The sequence below is a fragment of the Pseudomonas sp. A014 genome (assembly GCF_052378495.1).
Taxonomy (GTDB): domain Bacteria; phylum Pseudomonadota; class Gammaproteobacteria; order Pseudomonadales; family Pseudomonadaceae; genus Aquipseudomonas; species Aquipseudomonas machongensis.
This window is the reverse complement of the sequence record NZ_CP199001.1, coordinates 3,189,038-3,201,766: the sequence shown is the minus strand read 5'-3', so window position 1 is coordinate 3,201,766 and position 12,729 is coordinate 3,189,038. Positions and strand designations below refer to the sequence as shown.

Here is a 12,729-nt window from a genome sequence, read left to right as displayed (position 1 = left end):
CTTCACGACATTTTTTTCACATCCCCTTGCTAGGATCGCCGCCACAAGAAGGAGCGATCGATGATTCAAGTGTTGCGCAAGCGTGGCGTCAAGCTGACCTTGACGGCGACGGCAGGCGTGGTGGCCTGCGCCCTGGGCTTCTTTGCCTGGCAGACGTTCTATCCGGTGCAGGCCTCCGATGGCTGGCATCTGCAGGTGCTGCACCGTGACGTGGCCAAGGCTGCCTCGCTGCTGCCGCTGGCCGATGGCAGCCTGTTGGTCAGCCGCGAGCTGGACGATGGGCTGGGCAGTATTCTCAAGATCACCCCACAGGGCGAGCGTGTGGTGGTGGTCGATGGCCTGTCCAAGCCTGACGGCATGGTCGCGGTCGAGGGCGGCTGGGCGTTCAGCCAGGAGGGCGGACTGGCCCCGGTCAGCGTGTCTCGCGATGGCCAGATCACCGCCTTGTTCAACGGCGAAAGCGTGCAGGGCCTATGGAACGATGGCGATCACCTCTACGCCATCGAGGATCGCAAGGGCGATGGCCGCCTGATGCGCTACGACTGGCAGAGCGGCCAGGTGGAAGTGCTGCGCTCGGCGCTGACTGAAACCGAAGGCCTGACCCGCTGCAGCGGTGGCCAGTTGCTCTATACCGAAAAGGCTGCCGGCAAGATCCGCGCGCTGAACGAAGGGGGTGAAGACCCGGTAGTGGCCGAGGGGCTGCGCAATCCCACCTTCCTGTTCTGCGACCAGCGCGGGCTGTGGATCAGCGAAGACTCCACGCATCGCGCGCGCCTGCTGCGCATCGATGCCGATGGCAAGCGGCATACCGTGTTGTCCTTCCTCAAGGCACCGCAGTCGATCGTGCCCGATGGCAAAGGTGGCTACCTGCTCGCCGAAGGCGGCCGCGATCGCGTCCTGCACCTGTCGCCGCCCGAGCAGGAACTGGATGCGCATGTGGCCAGCCTCGACGGCCAATAGCCCTGGCCCGTTGGGCGGGCAATGCGTTGCGGCAAGCCCTCCCAGGGCCGGCAAGCGTTTCACTTGGGTTGCGCGATCAGCAGCAGCGACTGCGGCACCGGGCTTTGGGGGTGTTGCGGCTCCTGCAGCGTGCACAGGTTGAAGCCTGCCATGTCCAGTGCGGCAAGCCAGCTGGACAGCGTGCGGAAATACCAGGGCATGGGTTCCCAGTTGCCCTCGAAGCCTGCAAAGGACTCGACCCGCCAGCCATCCTGATAGTTGCCCGCGGCAGCACTCCACGGGTGCAGGGTCTGGATCAACAGTGCGCCGTCGTGTGCCAGCCTTGGCGCCAAGGCGCCGAGCAGCGGGATGATGTCCTGATGCAGCAGGGCGAAGTTGGCACAGATCAGCGAATAGTCCCGACCGATCTCCACCTCGGCGCCAATCAGTTGCGCGTAGCTGGCCAGGTGCACCTGCGCTGAGCCTGCAGCCTTGGCCGACTCGACCAAGGTCCTGTCGCCGTCGACACCCACCGCCTCGATGCCCCGGCCTTCCAAGGCGCGCAGCAGCCAGCCCTCGCCACAACCGAGGTCGAGCACACGCTCCGGCTGGCGGCCGAGGATCGCCAGCAAGATCGCCTGGTCGGTGACTTGGCGGCGCGAGGCGATGCTGCCGCTGCGCACGGCCTCGATCCAGGCCTCGGCATTGCGCTGCCAGCTGTCCAGCAACTGGGTGGTGGGATCGGGCATCGGTTGGCCTGCTCACATTGGCGATGAACAGCATTCTAGTGCAACGCTGCCGCGATACTTGTGCATTGACCCATGCCGCCGCCACACTGGCCTCCCTTAACAAGGAGCAGCGCATGGCACTTTCGACGACGGATTTCACCACCCGGTTGCTGATAGACGCTGGCGTCGGCCCTGGCATGCGGGTGCTGGATGTCGGCTGTGGAACGGGTGATGTTAGCGTGCTGCTCGCCGAGTTGGTCGGGCCTGACGGGGCGGTGGTCGGCGTCGACCAGTCTCTGGCCGCGCTTGAGCTGGCGCGCCAGCGTTCGCCTGTTTCGGGCCATGCCCCGGTCGAGTTCGTCGCCTGTGACCTGCATCGCTTGCCTGAAGCCCTGGGGCTGTTCGATGCCATCGTCGGTCGGCGAGTGCTGATGTACCAGCCAGACGCCGTCCTGGCCGTGCGCAGGTTGTCCAGGCTGTTGCTGCCTGGTGGCGTGCTGGTGTTCCAGGAACACGACAGCACCCTGACCCCGGCAAGCCTGGCGCCTTTTCCGCTGCATCGCCGTGCCCAGCAGTGGCTGCAGCGCATGCTCGCCCACGAAGGGGCGGACCTGCATATCGGCTTCAACCTGCATCGCATCCTCACCGAAGCCGGACTGCAGGTGCAGAGCCTGCGCGCCGAATGCCTGTTGCAGACCCCGGACAGTCCCTACGGGCTGGCAGCGATCATACGCGCGTGCCTGCCACGAATCCTCGAGCACGGCATCGCCACGGCGCGCCAGGTGGGGATCGAAACGCTACAGGCACGGCTGGATGCCGAGCGCATGCAGTCGCAGGGGATCTATATCGGCGACATGGCCTTCGGGGTGTGGGCGAACAAGCGTTGACGCAGTAGGAGAGGGGGCTTGCCAATCGCTAATGATTCTCGTTAATGTAATGTTATTACGTTATCAAACGCCCTGTCGGAGAATCACTATGCAAGTCTTGTCATCCCTCAAGCACGCCAAGCTGCGCCACCGCGACTGCCAGGTGGTCAAGCGCCGCGGCCGCCTTTATGTCATCTGCAAGTCGAACCCGCGCTTCAAGGCGCGCCAGGGTGGCGTGAAGAAGAAGCGCGGTTGAGCGGCAGGTCTGCTTTCAGGGTGTGAGCAAGACGGTTGCTCCCATCGGCGAATGTGCGGCGGTATACTCGCCGCCCGTTCGACTGTTAATCCGAGTATTTCAATGGGTTTTTCCGCTACCGTCACACCTGAGCCGCGTCGCCTTGGCGCGCCGCTGATTGCCCTGGCCCTGCTGCTGGCAGGCGCCTGGTTCCTCAACCTCAATGCCGGTTTCAAGCAGGTGCTGTTGCTGCTGGTCGGCGCGGCGCTGGGCCTGACCCTCTACCATGCCGCTTTTGGCTTTACCTCGGCCTGGCGGGTGTTCATCAATGAACGCCGTGGCGCAGGCTTGCGCGCGCAGATGGTCATGTTGGCGCTGGCGGTCCTGCTGTTCTTCCCGGCGCTGTCGGCGGGCAGCTTGTTCGGCAACCCGGTCACCGGTCTTGTGGCCCCAGCCGGGGTATCGGTGGTGTTCGGCGCGTTCATCTTCGGCATCGGCATGCAACTGGGCGGTGGTTGTGCCTCGGGCACGCTGTTCACTGTCGGTGGCGGGAATGCGCGGATGCTGGTGACGCTGCTGTTCTTCATCATCGGCTCGGTCACCGCGACCCACCATGCCGACTGGTGGTTCGCCTTGCCCTCGTTCCCGGCCACCTCGATCGTCCAGGCCTGGGGCATGGGGCCTGCGCTGGTGGTCAGCCTCGCACTGTTCGGGGTGATCGCCTGGGTCACCGTGGTGCTGGAGAAGCGTCGCCATGGCGCACTGGAAGCGCCCGTGGGCAGCGAGCACCAAGGCCTGCGTCGATTCCTGCGCGGGCCGTGGCCGCTGGTGTGGGGCGCAATCGCGCTGGCGCTGCTGAACTACGCCACCCTGGCGCTGGCCGGACGCCCCTGGGGCATTACCTCGGCCTTCGCCTTGTGGGGCGCCAAGACGTTAAGCGGGTTGGGCGTGGATGTGGGCAGCTGGGTGTTCTGGCAGGCGCCGGCCAACGCCAAGGCCTTGGCTGCACCGCTGTGGCAGGACATCACCACGGTAATGGACCTGGGGATCGTACTGGGCGCCTTGCTCGCCGCCGGCCTGGCTGGACGCTTCGCGCCGAGCCTGAAGATCCCGACGCGTTCGCTGGTCGCCGCGGTGATCGGTGGCCTGCTGCTGGGGTACGGTTCGCGCCTGGCCTATGGCTGCAACATCGGCGCCTATTTCAGCGGCATCGCCTCGGGCAGCGTGCATGGCTGGTTGTGGTTGGTGGCGGCTTATACCGGCAACCTGATCGGTGTGCGACTGCGGCCGCTGTTCTTCGCTGGCGAGCGGCGCGCAGCGACCCTGACCGGTTGCTGAGGCGCCTTCAGGGCACTGCAGCGTAAGCGATAGGTGCCTGCCAACTGTTGAGAAACTACATGAGGTTTTTCTATAAATTACCTCATGTATGTTTCTTATCTTATTGATATTAATAGTTTTATTTTGTGGGTAATTCCGGCCCGACCAAGGCTCTGAACCTTACAAGCTGATCTTCTGTTTTAGTTTTGATGACAATTCGATAATGATTCTCATACGAGATTCGTTGTCATATGAAGGCCGGTCAACCGGTATTCAGGACTTTCATCGAATCGAACAAGGAGAAAGGCAGCGATGTTCGCGCCCATCAGCCGTAGCATGACCCTGACCCTGGGTCTGTGCGCCACCGTCATCAGCCCGGCAGGGTTGGCCGAAGAGCGCGAAAAGCGTTCCGAGGAAGGCGTACTGGAGCTCGGCTCCACCGAAATCCTCGCCCAGGGCCTGGGCAGCACCACCGAGCACACCGGCTCCTACACCACCGGCAGCATGAGCGCCGCCACGCGCCTGAACCTGTCGATCAAGGAAACCCCACAATCGGTCTCGGTGCTGACCCGCCAGCAGCTGGACGACTTCCAGCTCGACACCCTGTCCGAAGCGCTGAGCCACGTCACTGGCGTGACCGTCCAGCGCAACGACTCCGAGCGACCGACGTACTATGCGCGCGGCTACTCGATCAACAACTTCCAGATCGATGGAATGCTCAACACCTTCTCGGGGCTCAAGTCCGACTCCGACACCATCATCTATGACCGTATCGAGGTGGTGCGTGGCGCTACCGGCCTGACCACCGGCGCGGGTGATCCCTCCGGCACCATCGCCATGGTGCGCAAGCGCCCGACCCATGAGCTGGCGGTGAAGACCGGCATCAGTGCCGGCAGTTTCGACAACTACTACAGCTACCTGGACGTTGGCGGCCCGTTGGGCTGGGACGGGCGCTTGCGTGGGCGCACGGTGCTGGCCTATCGCGACAACAAGTCTTACATGGACCACTACCAGACCCAACGTGAGGTGGCCTACGGCATTCTCGAGGCCGACCTTACCGACAGCACGGTGCTGGCGGTCGGCTACGACTACCAGAACAAGCATGTCCAGGGCTCCAGCTGGGGCACCGTACCCTACTGGAACGCCGATGGCAGCAAGGCCAACCTGCCGCGCTCGACCAACCTGGCGGCCCCCTGGTCGTCCTGGCCGCTGAAGGACCAGACGGTGTTCGCCACCCTCGATCAGCAACTGGGCAATGACTGGCTGCTCAAGGCGGCCTACACCCACCGCCAAAGCGACAGCGACGGCAAGGTCTACTACGGCGGCAATGGCTTCCCCGAGGCCGACCGCAGTGGCATGAAAGCCTGGAGCAGTCATTTCTCCGGAGAGGAGCAGATGGATGCCGTGGACTTCAACCTTGCCGGCCCCTACCAGCTGCTGGGCCGTACCCATGACTTCATGATCGGCTACGGGGTCTCCGAGCGACGCGACAGCTCGCCGTACTACACCGGCCGCAACGATCCGCAGGGCTACGCGATCATCCCCGACTGGAAATACATGGGCGGGATTCCCAAGTTCTACGATCGCAAGACTGGCCTGGATGAATCGCGCTCGCGCATCGAGCAGAAGGCCGGCTACATCGCTACCCGGCTCAACCCCACCGATCGCCTGCACCTGGTCCTCGGCAGCCGCTACGGTAGTTGGAAGACCACCAGCAAGTCCTGGACATACGATGACAACCTGGCGGTCACCGACATCTCCCGCAGCGAGCAGACCCAGAACGACCAGTGGACGCCTTATGCCGGTGTGCTCTACGACCTCAACGAGCAGTTCACCGTCTATGTCAGCTACACCGATATCTTCAACCCGCAGACCAACAAGGACATCAGCGACAAGTACCTGGACCCGGTCGTGGGCAAGGTCTACGAGTTGGGGTTGAAGGGCAGCCTGTTCGAGGATCGGGCCAACCTCAGCGCCGCGGTGTACCGCAGCAAGCAGGACAACGTTGCGGAGGTCGACGACTCGGTGCCGCCAGGCCCCAACGGTGAGCAGTACTACAAGTCCGGTGGAAAGGGGGCGGTGGTCGAGGGCTTCGAGGCCGAGTTGGCAGGCGAGGTGATGGCGGACTGGCAGATGAGCCTGGGCTACAGCTACACCCACGCGCTGCGTGGCGACAAGACGCGCAAGGACACGGCCCGACCGATGAATCTGGTGCGTTTCTCGAGCACCTACAAGGTGCTGCCAAAACTGACCGTGGGCGGCACCCTCGACTGGCAAAGCCACACCTTCGGTGTCGGCAACCGCCCGGTGGGGCGCAATGCATCGGGTGGCATCATCACCGTCAGGGACCGCATGAGCCAGCGGGCGTTCTCGGTGGTCGGGCTGATGGCCCGCTACCAGGTCGACGAACACCTGTCGGCCTCGGTGAACGTGAAGAACCTCTTCGACGAGCACTACTACAACAACCTGGGGTTCTACAACGGCGTCTATAACGGCGAACCGCGCACCCTGATGGTCAGCCTGGACTGGTCGTTGTAGCGTCTTGCGCCTGGCCTGCGATGCGCACGCACGCGCTCGCAGACCAGGCTCAGCGCCCCAGCGGCAACGCCACCGCGATCATCGCGAACAGCGCGCCGCAGCAGCGGTTGAAACCCTTGCCGCCCTTGGCCAACCACGGCCTGATGCGACCGGCCAGGCGTGCCAGCAGGTATTCGACCAGGCATTCCACGCAGGCGAACGTCGCCGCCATCACGATGAACTGCAAGGCCAGGCCGCGTTGCGGGTCGATGAACTGTGGCAAAAAGGCGCCATAGAACAGCAGCACTTTCGGGTTGGACAGCGCCGACAGCAAACCCTGGCGGAACAAGCCGGCATTTCCCAGCCGGGTCTGGCCCTGGGCCAGGTCCAGGTGCAAGGGTGGGGCACGCCAGAGCTGGATGCCGAGCCACAGCAGATAGGCGCCGCCGACCCACTTGAGCACTTGCAGCACGGAACCCGACGTTTGCAGCAGTGCGCTCAGCCCGAACATCGCCAGGGCGATCAGGGCGCTGAAACCACACATGCCGCCGAGGATGGTGAACAGCGTTCGCCGCGCGCCGTAGCGGGCGCCATGAGTGAGGGCCAGCAAACTGTTCGGCCCCGGGGTCAGTGACAGGCCGATGCTTGCCAGCAGGTAGATGAACCAGGTGTCGAGTGCCATGAGAACGCCTTGTAGGAGAAGGGGCGGCGGGCCCGCTGCGCGGAAGCGGCCCTGTGAGTGCGGAGTATAGGGCCGCTTGTCTTTATGCATGGGTATGATCTGACAGTTCAACTGTTGGCTTGCCAACACCCTGCGCACACTTTGCCCGCCATCGATCACCGCGTATTTGGCAAATCCCAGCAAAATCAGGGGGTTGAAACCCGGCACAACTCCTGCAAATGCCCCTGCATGCCCAGTCATCCGCAGGAGCGCCCTTGAACCGACTCAACTTCCCCTTGATCCCGCTCTGTGCCGTGCTGGCGCTGGTCGGCTGCGAGCGTGCCGAGCAGGTCATGACCCATAGCGACCAGCCGGTGCGCGGCGGAACCCTGGTCTATGCCACCGACCGCGAGCCCACCTGCCTGGACCCGCATGTGGCGGGTGACATGCCGCAAGTGTTCGTGGCTCAGCAGTACCTGGATTCGCTGGTGTCGATGGACAGCGACGGCCGTATCGGCCCTTGGCTGGCCGAGCGCTGGGAGGCGTCCGCCGATGGCCTGAGCTACACCTTCCACCTGCGCCACGACGTGCATTTCACCGACGGCACGCCGTTCAATGCCCAGGCGGTCAAGGCCAATCTCGACCACATGGCCGACCCCAAGACCCAGTCCAGCACCGCAGGCGGCTATATCCGCCAGTATCGCGGCACCGACATCGTCGACGAATACACTGCCGTGGTGCACCTGGCCACGCCTTACGCCGCCTTCCTCGAAGTGCTCGCCCAAGGCTTTCTCGGTATCCAGTCACCCACCGCGCTCAAGCGCAGCCGTGACGAGAACTGCGAAAGTCCGGTGGGCAGCGGGCCATTCAAGGTGCTGCGCTGGGACCGGCAGAACCAGGTCGAGCTGGTGCGCAATGCCGACTACAACTGGGCGCCGCCGACTGCCAGGCACCAGGGCCCGGCGTATCTCGAGCGCATCGTGTGGAAGTTCATCCAGGAACCTTCGGTGCGTTTCGCCTCGCTGCAGGCCGGTGAGGTGGACGTGATCGAGAGCGTACCGCCCGAGTCGCACGAGGCGGCGCGGCGCAACCCGGATGTCGAGCTGATCATCGCCCAGCGCCCCGGCAACCCCACTAACGGCACGTTCAACCTGCGCCGGGCGCCCTTCGATGATATCCGTGTGCGCGAAGCTTTCGTGCGCAGCGCCGATATCGAAGGTGCGCTCAAGAGTGTGTACTTCGGCGAGTTTCCGCGAGCCGGCGGCCCGCTCAGCGTGGCCACGCCGTTCTACAGCGGCGAGTTCGAGCGCAGCCAGGACTACGATCCGCAGCGCGCCGCCCGATTGCTCGATGACGCAGGCTGGACCGGGCGTGATGCGCAGGGTTACCGCACACGCAATGGCAAGCGCCTGAGCGCGGTGGTGCTGATCGGCGCGCGTACACCGCCTTCGGAGCTGACCCTCTGGGAGCAGGTGCAGGCCACCACCCGTCAGGCCGGCCTGGAGCTGGTGATCGACCAGATGAGCGACGCCCAGGTCACCGCGCGCCAGGCCGCCTGGGACTACGACATCCGCACCGGCTACTGGAATACCAACACCCCGGATGTGCTGCGCATCATCTTTGGCTCGGCGTTCGTCCAGCCGGCAGGCGTCGGCGGCTATCACCAGAACTCCTCGGGCTTCGCCGATCCGGGCTTCGACGCGTTGCTCGACGACGCCCTCGCCACCCAGGACCCGGAGCGCCGTCGGGCGCTGTACTTCAAGGCTCAGCAACAGGCCGCCAGCCAGTACCTGCAATTGACCACTTACCCGCAGAGCACCCGGCTGGGTCTCTACAAGACGGCCCACGGCGTGCGCCTGGAGCCCTCGCTGGCGGTGACCTACCTCTATGACGCATGGGTGAGCAAATGAGTGAAGCGACGACCCTGACCGATCCCCGCCGCGAGCGCCTGCGTGCGCTCGGACGCCGCGCCGCTATTCGCCTGGGCGGTGGCCTGCTGGTGCTGTGGGCGGTGGCGACCCTGACGTTCTTCGCCCTGCGTCTGATGCCGGGTGACCCGGTGCTGGCGATTCTCGGTGGCACCACCGGCAACCCGACGCCGGAGGCCATCGAGGCAACCCGGCGCGAGTACGGCCTGGATAAACCGTTGCCGGTGCAATACGCGCTGTATCTCGGGCGTCTGGTGCAGGGCGACCTGGGCCAGTCCTATTCCCAGCACCAGCCTGTGACCCGCGTGCTGGCGGAACAGGCCGGGGCAACCCTCGAGCTGACGTTCGCCGCACTGGTGCTGGCCTGGTTGCTGGTGCTGCTGTTGACGGTGGTCACGGCTGGCCGGGGCCGGCTCATCGGCGGACTCGCCTCGCTGGCCGAAACCCTCAGCGCCGCCTTGCCGCACTTCTGGCTGGGGGTGGTGCTGCTGGCGGTATTCGCCTTCGGCTTGCGCTGGTTCCCGCCGGCGGGCAGCGACAGCCTCGCAAGCCTCGTGCTGCCGGCATTCTCCCTCGCCATTCCGTTGGCAGGGTTCATCGCCCAGGTGACCCGGGAATCACTCGAGCTGACCCTCGATCAGCCCTTCATTCTCAGCGCCCGCAGCCGTGGCCTGAGCGACCTGGCGGTGCGCTTCCGGCATGCGCTGCGCCACGCCCTGCTGCCGGGCGTGTCGCTGTCGGGCTGGGCCATCGGTGCGCTGATCAGCGGGGCGGTGGTGTGCGAAGTGATCTTCTCGCGCAAGGGCGTGGGCCGTCAGTTGTACCAGGCGGTGCAACTGCAGGATTTGCCGTTGGTGATCGGCATCACCCTGGTGGTGGCTGCTGCCTACGTGCTGGCCAACGTTCTCGTGGACCTGCTCTATCAATGGATCGACCCACGCCAACAGGAGACGAGCGCATGAGCGACCTGATTCTTGAACACAGCCAGACGCCAGTGCGTCGACAAGTGCGTTTGCCCTGGCCGCCGCTGGGGGCGAGCCTGGCGATCCTGTTCCTGCTGGCGCTATTGCTGGCGGCGCTGGCGCCGGGGCTGTTCACTCGCATCGACCCCTTGGCGATCGTGCCTCGTGAGGCGTTCCAGGCACCGAACTGGACGCACTGGCTGGGCACCGACCAGTCGGGGCGCGACATCTTCGCGCGTATCGTCCACGGCGCGCGTCAGAGCCTGCTGATCGGCGTGGCGGCCACCTTGCTGTCGATGGCCATCGCCGTCAGCCTCGGGCTGCTCGGCGGATTGGGCGGGGCGCGGGTGGACCGTGGCGTGGGCTGGCTGCTGGAGGTGCTGTTCGCCTTTCCCAGCCTGGTGCTGGCGCTGCTGTTCGTGGCGGTGTTCGGCAGCGGTGTCGGCCCACTGATCATCGCCACCGGTCTGGGTGGGGCACCTGGCTACGCGCGGATGGTCCGCGGCCAGGTGCTGGCGGTGCGCAATTCGGGCTATATCGAAGCGGCGCGGGCGCTGGGGCACCCGACCGCACGCATTGTCCTGCGTCAGTTATTGCCCAATGCCATGCGCCCGTTGGTGGTGACCCTGACCATGGGCGTCGGTCAAGCCATTGTCTGGGCATCTGCCCTGAGTTTCCTGGGGCTTGGTGCCCGACCACCTGCACCTGAGTGGGGCACCATGCTGTCGATGGGCCGCGATTTCATCGCCAGCGCCTGGTGGCTGACCTTTTTCCCCGGCCTGTTCATCGTGCTCACCACGTTGGCGACCACCGCGGCCGGCCGCTACCTTCAACACCGCCTGGAGGGCCGCCTGCCATGAGCGACAAGACCTTGATCGTCGAGGGCCTGAACGTGACGTTCGAAGGCCGCAGCGTGGTGCGTGAACTGTCTTTCACCCTGGCGCCGGGTCGCTGTGTGGCCCTGGTGGGGGAGTCTGGCTCGGGCAAGAGCGTCAGCGCCCGCAGCCTGGTGGGGTTGGTGGGTGCGCGTGGCGAGGTGACCGCGCGCACCTTGGGCTTTGCCGGTCGCGACCTGCTGGCCCTGAGCGAGCGTCAGTGGCGTGCGGTGCGTGGCAAGGATATCGGCTTCGTGCTGCAGGATGCGCTGGTGTCGCTCGACCCGCTGCGGCCTGTGGGCAAGGAAATCCTCGAGGTGTTGCAGACCCATGGCTATGGAGATCGGGCGCAGCGCGCTGCGCGCGTACTGACGCTGCTCGAACGGGTCGGGGTGCCGGACGTGGCGTTGCGTGCGCGGCAGCGGCCAGGCCAGCTTTCTGGAGGGCTGCGCCAGCGGGCGCTGATCGCCAGTGCGCTGGCACTGGATCCGGCGCTGGTGATCGCCGATGAACCCACCACTGCGCTCGATGCCACGGTCCAGGCGCAGATTCTTGAAGTGTTCCAGCAGATCAAAGCGCGGGGTGCATCGCTGCTGATCATCAGTCATGACCTGGCGGTGGTTGCGCAACTGGCCGATGAGGTCGTGGTGCTGCGCCATGGCGAGGTGGTGGAGCAGGGGCCGATGCAGCAGGTGCTGCGCCAGCCACGGCATCCCTATACCCAGGCGCTGTTGGCCGCGGTGCCGGCGGAGCATCCGCGTGGCAGCCGCCTGTCGCCGGAGCGTTCGGGCGAGGGAGTAGCGCGTAGCGCCGTGCCTGGCGAGGTGCTGCTGCAAGCCCACGGCCTGGGTAAGCGTTACACCGGCCCTGACGGCGTGGTGCGTCAGGTGGTCCAGGGCGTGGACTTCACCCTGCGCGCCGGGCAGACCCTGGGCATCGTCGGCGAGTCCGGCTCGGGCAAGACCACGGTTGCGCGCATCGCCCTCGGACTGCTGCAACCGGACCAGGGCGAGGTGCTGTATCGCGGCCAGCCATGGAACCGCCCGGGCAATACCGTCAGCGAAGCCAGCCGCCGCCCGCTGCGCCAGCAGATCAGTGTGATCTACCAGGATCCGCTGGGTTCGTTCGACCCGCGCTGGACCGTGGCACAGATCCTCGATGATGCCTTGCAGGTGGCGGGCTTCGAGGCTGCGGCGCGTCCGGCGCGCATTCATGTGCTGCTCGAGCAGGTGCGCCTGCCGGCCAGCCTGGCCAGCCGCCGCCCGTTGCAGCTCTCCGGCGGCCAGCGCCAGCGTGTGGCGATCGCCCGCGCCATCGCCAGCGAGCCGAAGCTGATCATCTGCGACGAGCCGGTGTCGGCGCTGGACGTGTCGGTGCAGGCCCAGGTACTCGACCTGCTGGCCGACCTGCAGGACACCTTGGGCCTGGCCTATCTGTTCATCTCCCACGACCTGGGCGTGATTCGCCATGTCAGCGATGACGTGCTGGTGATGCGCCATGGCCAGGTGGTCGAGCACGCGCCGGTCGAGCAGTTGTTCGAGCAGCCTGCCCACGAATACACCCGCCGTCTGCTCGGCTCGGTGCCGCGCCTGCCGGGCAGCGGCGCCGAGCTGGTGGTGCCGCCGCTGGACCTGGAACACGAAGCCTTCGACCTGTTCGATGAGTCACGCCTCTGGAAAATCGCCATTTAAGGATTGCCCC

At 65.4% G+C, this 12,729-nt stretch carries 11 protein-coding genes; 9 read left to right on the top strand and 2 right to left on the bottom strand.

Features of this window, described 5'->3' with window-relative positions; translation table 11 throughout:
* Positions 1 to 60: 60 nt before the first annotated feature.
* Positions 61 to 960: a hypothetical protein gene (locus ACTYOL_RS14490; protein WP_200603269.1), complete on the top strand. Its 900-nt coding sequence runs from the start codon at positions 61 to 63 to the stop codon at positions 958 to 960.
* Between the two features lie 59 nt (positions 961 to 1,019).
* Here the strand turns inward: ACTYOL_RS14490 and ACTYOL_RS14485 are convergent, their stop codons facing one another.
* Positions 1,020 to 1,688, bottom strand: a complete 669-nt coding sequence (locus ACTYOL_RS14485; protein ID WP_197891088.1) for a class I SAM-dependent methyltransferase — start codon at positions 1,686 to 1,688, stop codon at positions 1,020 to 1,022.
* A gap of 113 nt (positions 1,689 to 1,801) precedes the next feature.
* Here ACTYOL_RS14485 and ACTYOL_RS14480 point away from each other — a divergent pair, with 113 nt between their 5' ends.
* The 4 genes from ACTYOL_RS14480 (at position 1,802) to ACTYOL_RS14465 (ending at position 6,623) form a co-directional block, all read left to right on the top strand.
* A complete protein-coding gene (locus ACTYOL_RS14480) occupies positions 1,802 to 2,554 on the top strand; it encodes a methyltransferase domain-containing protein (protein ID WP_197891090.1) in 753 nt (250 codons plus the stop codon).
* 88 nt (positions 2,555 to 2,642) lie between these two features.
* On the top strand, positions 2,643 to 2,789 hold the full coding sequence (ykgO, locus tag ACTYOL_RS14475) for a type B 50S ribosomal protein L36 (protein WP_054890826.1): 147 nt from the start codon (positions 2,643 to 2,645) through the stop codon (positions 2,787 to 2,789).
* Positions 2,790 to 2,891: 102 nt separating this feature from the next.
* Positions 2,892 to 4,106 (top strand): YeeE/YedE family protein, encoded by a 1,215-nt coding sequence (locus tag ACTYOL_RS14470; RefSeq protein ID WP_444756480.1) that lies wholly within the window; start codon positions 2,892 to 2,894, stop codon positions 4,104 to 4,106.
* A gap of 291 nt (positions 4,107 to 4,397) precedes the next feature.
* Positions 4,398 to 6,623, top strand: a complete 2,226-nt coding sequence (locus tag ACTYOL_RS14465) for a TonB-dependent siderophore receptor (protein ID WP_153773796.1) — start codon at positions 4,398 to 4,400, stop codon at positions 6,621 to 6,623.
* Positions 6,624 to 6,672: 49 nt separating this feature from the next.
* On the opposite strand, the gene ACTYOL_RS14460 is transcribed toward ACTYOL_RS14465, so the two are convergent.
* Positions 6,673 to 7,284 carry a LysE family translocator gene (locus ACTYOL_RS14460; protein ID WP_054890823.1) on the bottom strand — a complete coding sequence of 204 codons (612 nt, stop codon included), beginning with the start codon at positions 7,282 to 7,284 and terminating at the stop codon, positions 6,673 to 6,675.
* Between the two features lie 218 nt (positions 7,285 to 7,502).
* On the opposite strand from ACTYOL_RS14460, the gene ACTYOL_RS14455 reads away from it, so the two are divergent.
* Genes ACTYOL_RS14455 through ACTYOL_RS14440 form a run of 4 tightly spaced genes read left to right on the top strand, consistent with a single transcriptional unit; the run spans position 7,503 to position 12,719 of the window.
* Positions 7,503 to 9,173 (top strand): ABC transporter substrate-binding protein, encoded by a 1,671-nt coding sequence (locus ACTYOL_RS14455; RefSeq protein ID WP_200603272.1) that lies wholly within the window; start codon positions 7,503 to 7,505, stop codon positions 9,171 to 9,173.
* Positions 9,170 to 10,153 (top strand): ABC transporter permease, encoded by a 984-nt coding sequence (locus ACTYOL_RS14450; RefSeq protein ID WP_200603273.1) that lies wholly within the window; start codon positions 9,170 to 9,172, stop codon positions 10,151 to 10,153. Before ACTYOL_RS14455 ends, ACTYOL_RS14450 begins: the two co-directional genes overlap by 4 nt.
* Positions 10,150 to 11,013: an ABC transporter permease gene (locus tag ACTYOL_RS14445; protein ID WP_200603274.1), complete on the top strand. Its 864-nt coding sequence runs from the start codon at positions 10,150 to 10,152 to the stop codon at positions 11,011 to 11,013. The genes ACTYOL_RS14450 and ACTYOL_RS14445 overlap by 4 nt, the downstream gene beginning before the upstream one ends.
* Positions 11,010 to 12,719 (top strand): dipeptide ABC transporter ATP-binding protein, encoded by a 1,710-nt coding sequence (locus ACTYOL_RS14440; protein ID WP_200603275.1) that lies wholly within the window; start codon positions 11,010 to 11,012, stop codon positions 12,717 to 12,719. Before ACTYOL_RS14445 ends, ACTYOL_RS14440 begins: the two co-directional genes overlap by 4 nt.
* Positions 12,720 to 12,729 lie beyond the last annotated feature (10 nt).

Excerpts from the sequence above, each read along its gene's own strand:
- ACTYOL_RS14490 (WP_200603269.1), top strand. The coding sequence starts at position 61 with ATGATTCAAGTGTTGCGCAAGCGTGGCGTCAAGCTGACCTTGACGGCG.
- ACTYOL_RS14485 (WP_197891088.1), bottom strand. The coding sequence starts at position 1,688 with ATGCCCGATCCCACCACCCAGTTGCTGGACAGCTGGCAGCGCAATGCC.
- ACTYOL_RS14480 (WP_197891090.1), top strand. The coding sequence starts at position 1,802 with ATGGCACTTTCGACGACGGATTTCACCACCCGGTTGCTGATAGACGCT.
- ykgO (WP_054890826.1), top strand. The coding sequence starts at position 2,643 with ATGCAAGTCTTGTCATCCCTCAAGCACGCCAAGCTGCGCCACCGCGAC.
- ACTYOL_RS14470 (WP_444756480.1), top strand. The coding sequence starts at position 2,892 with ATGGGTTTTTCCGCTACCGTCACACCTGAGCCGCGTCGCCTTGGCGCG.
- ACTYOL_RS14465 (WP_153773796.1), top strand. The coding sequence starts at position 4,398 with ATGTTCGCGCCCATCAGCCGTAGCATGACCCTGACCCTGGGTCTGTGC.
- ACTYOL_RS14460 (WP_054890823.1), bottom strand. The coding sequence starts at position 7,284 with ATGGCACTCGACACCTGGTTCATCTACCTGCTGGCAAGCATCGGCCTG.
- ACTYOL_RS14455 (WP_200603272.1), top strand. The coding sequence starts at position 7,503 with ATGCCCCTGCATGCCCAGTCATCCGCAGGAGCGCCCTTGAACCGACTC.
- ACTYOL_RS14450 (WP_200603273.1), top strand. The coding sequence starts at position 9,170 with ATGAGTGAAGCGACGACCCTGACCGATCCCCGCCGCGAGCGCCTGCGT.
- ACTYOL_RS14445 (WP_200603274.1), top strand. The coding sequence starts at position 10,150 with ATGAGCGACCTGATTCTTGAACACAGCCAGACGCCAGTGCGTCGACAA.
- ACTYOL_RS14440 (WP_200603275.1), top strand. The coding sequence starts at position 11,010 with ATGAGCGACAAGACCTTGATCGTCGAGGGCCTGAACGTGACGTTCGAA.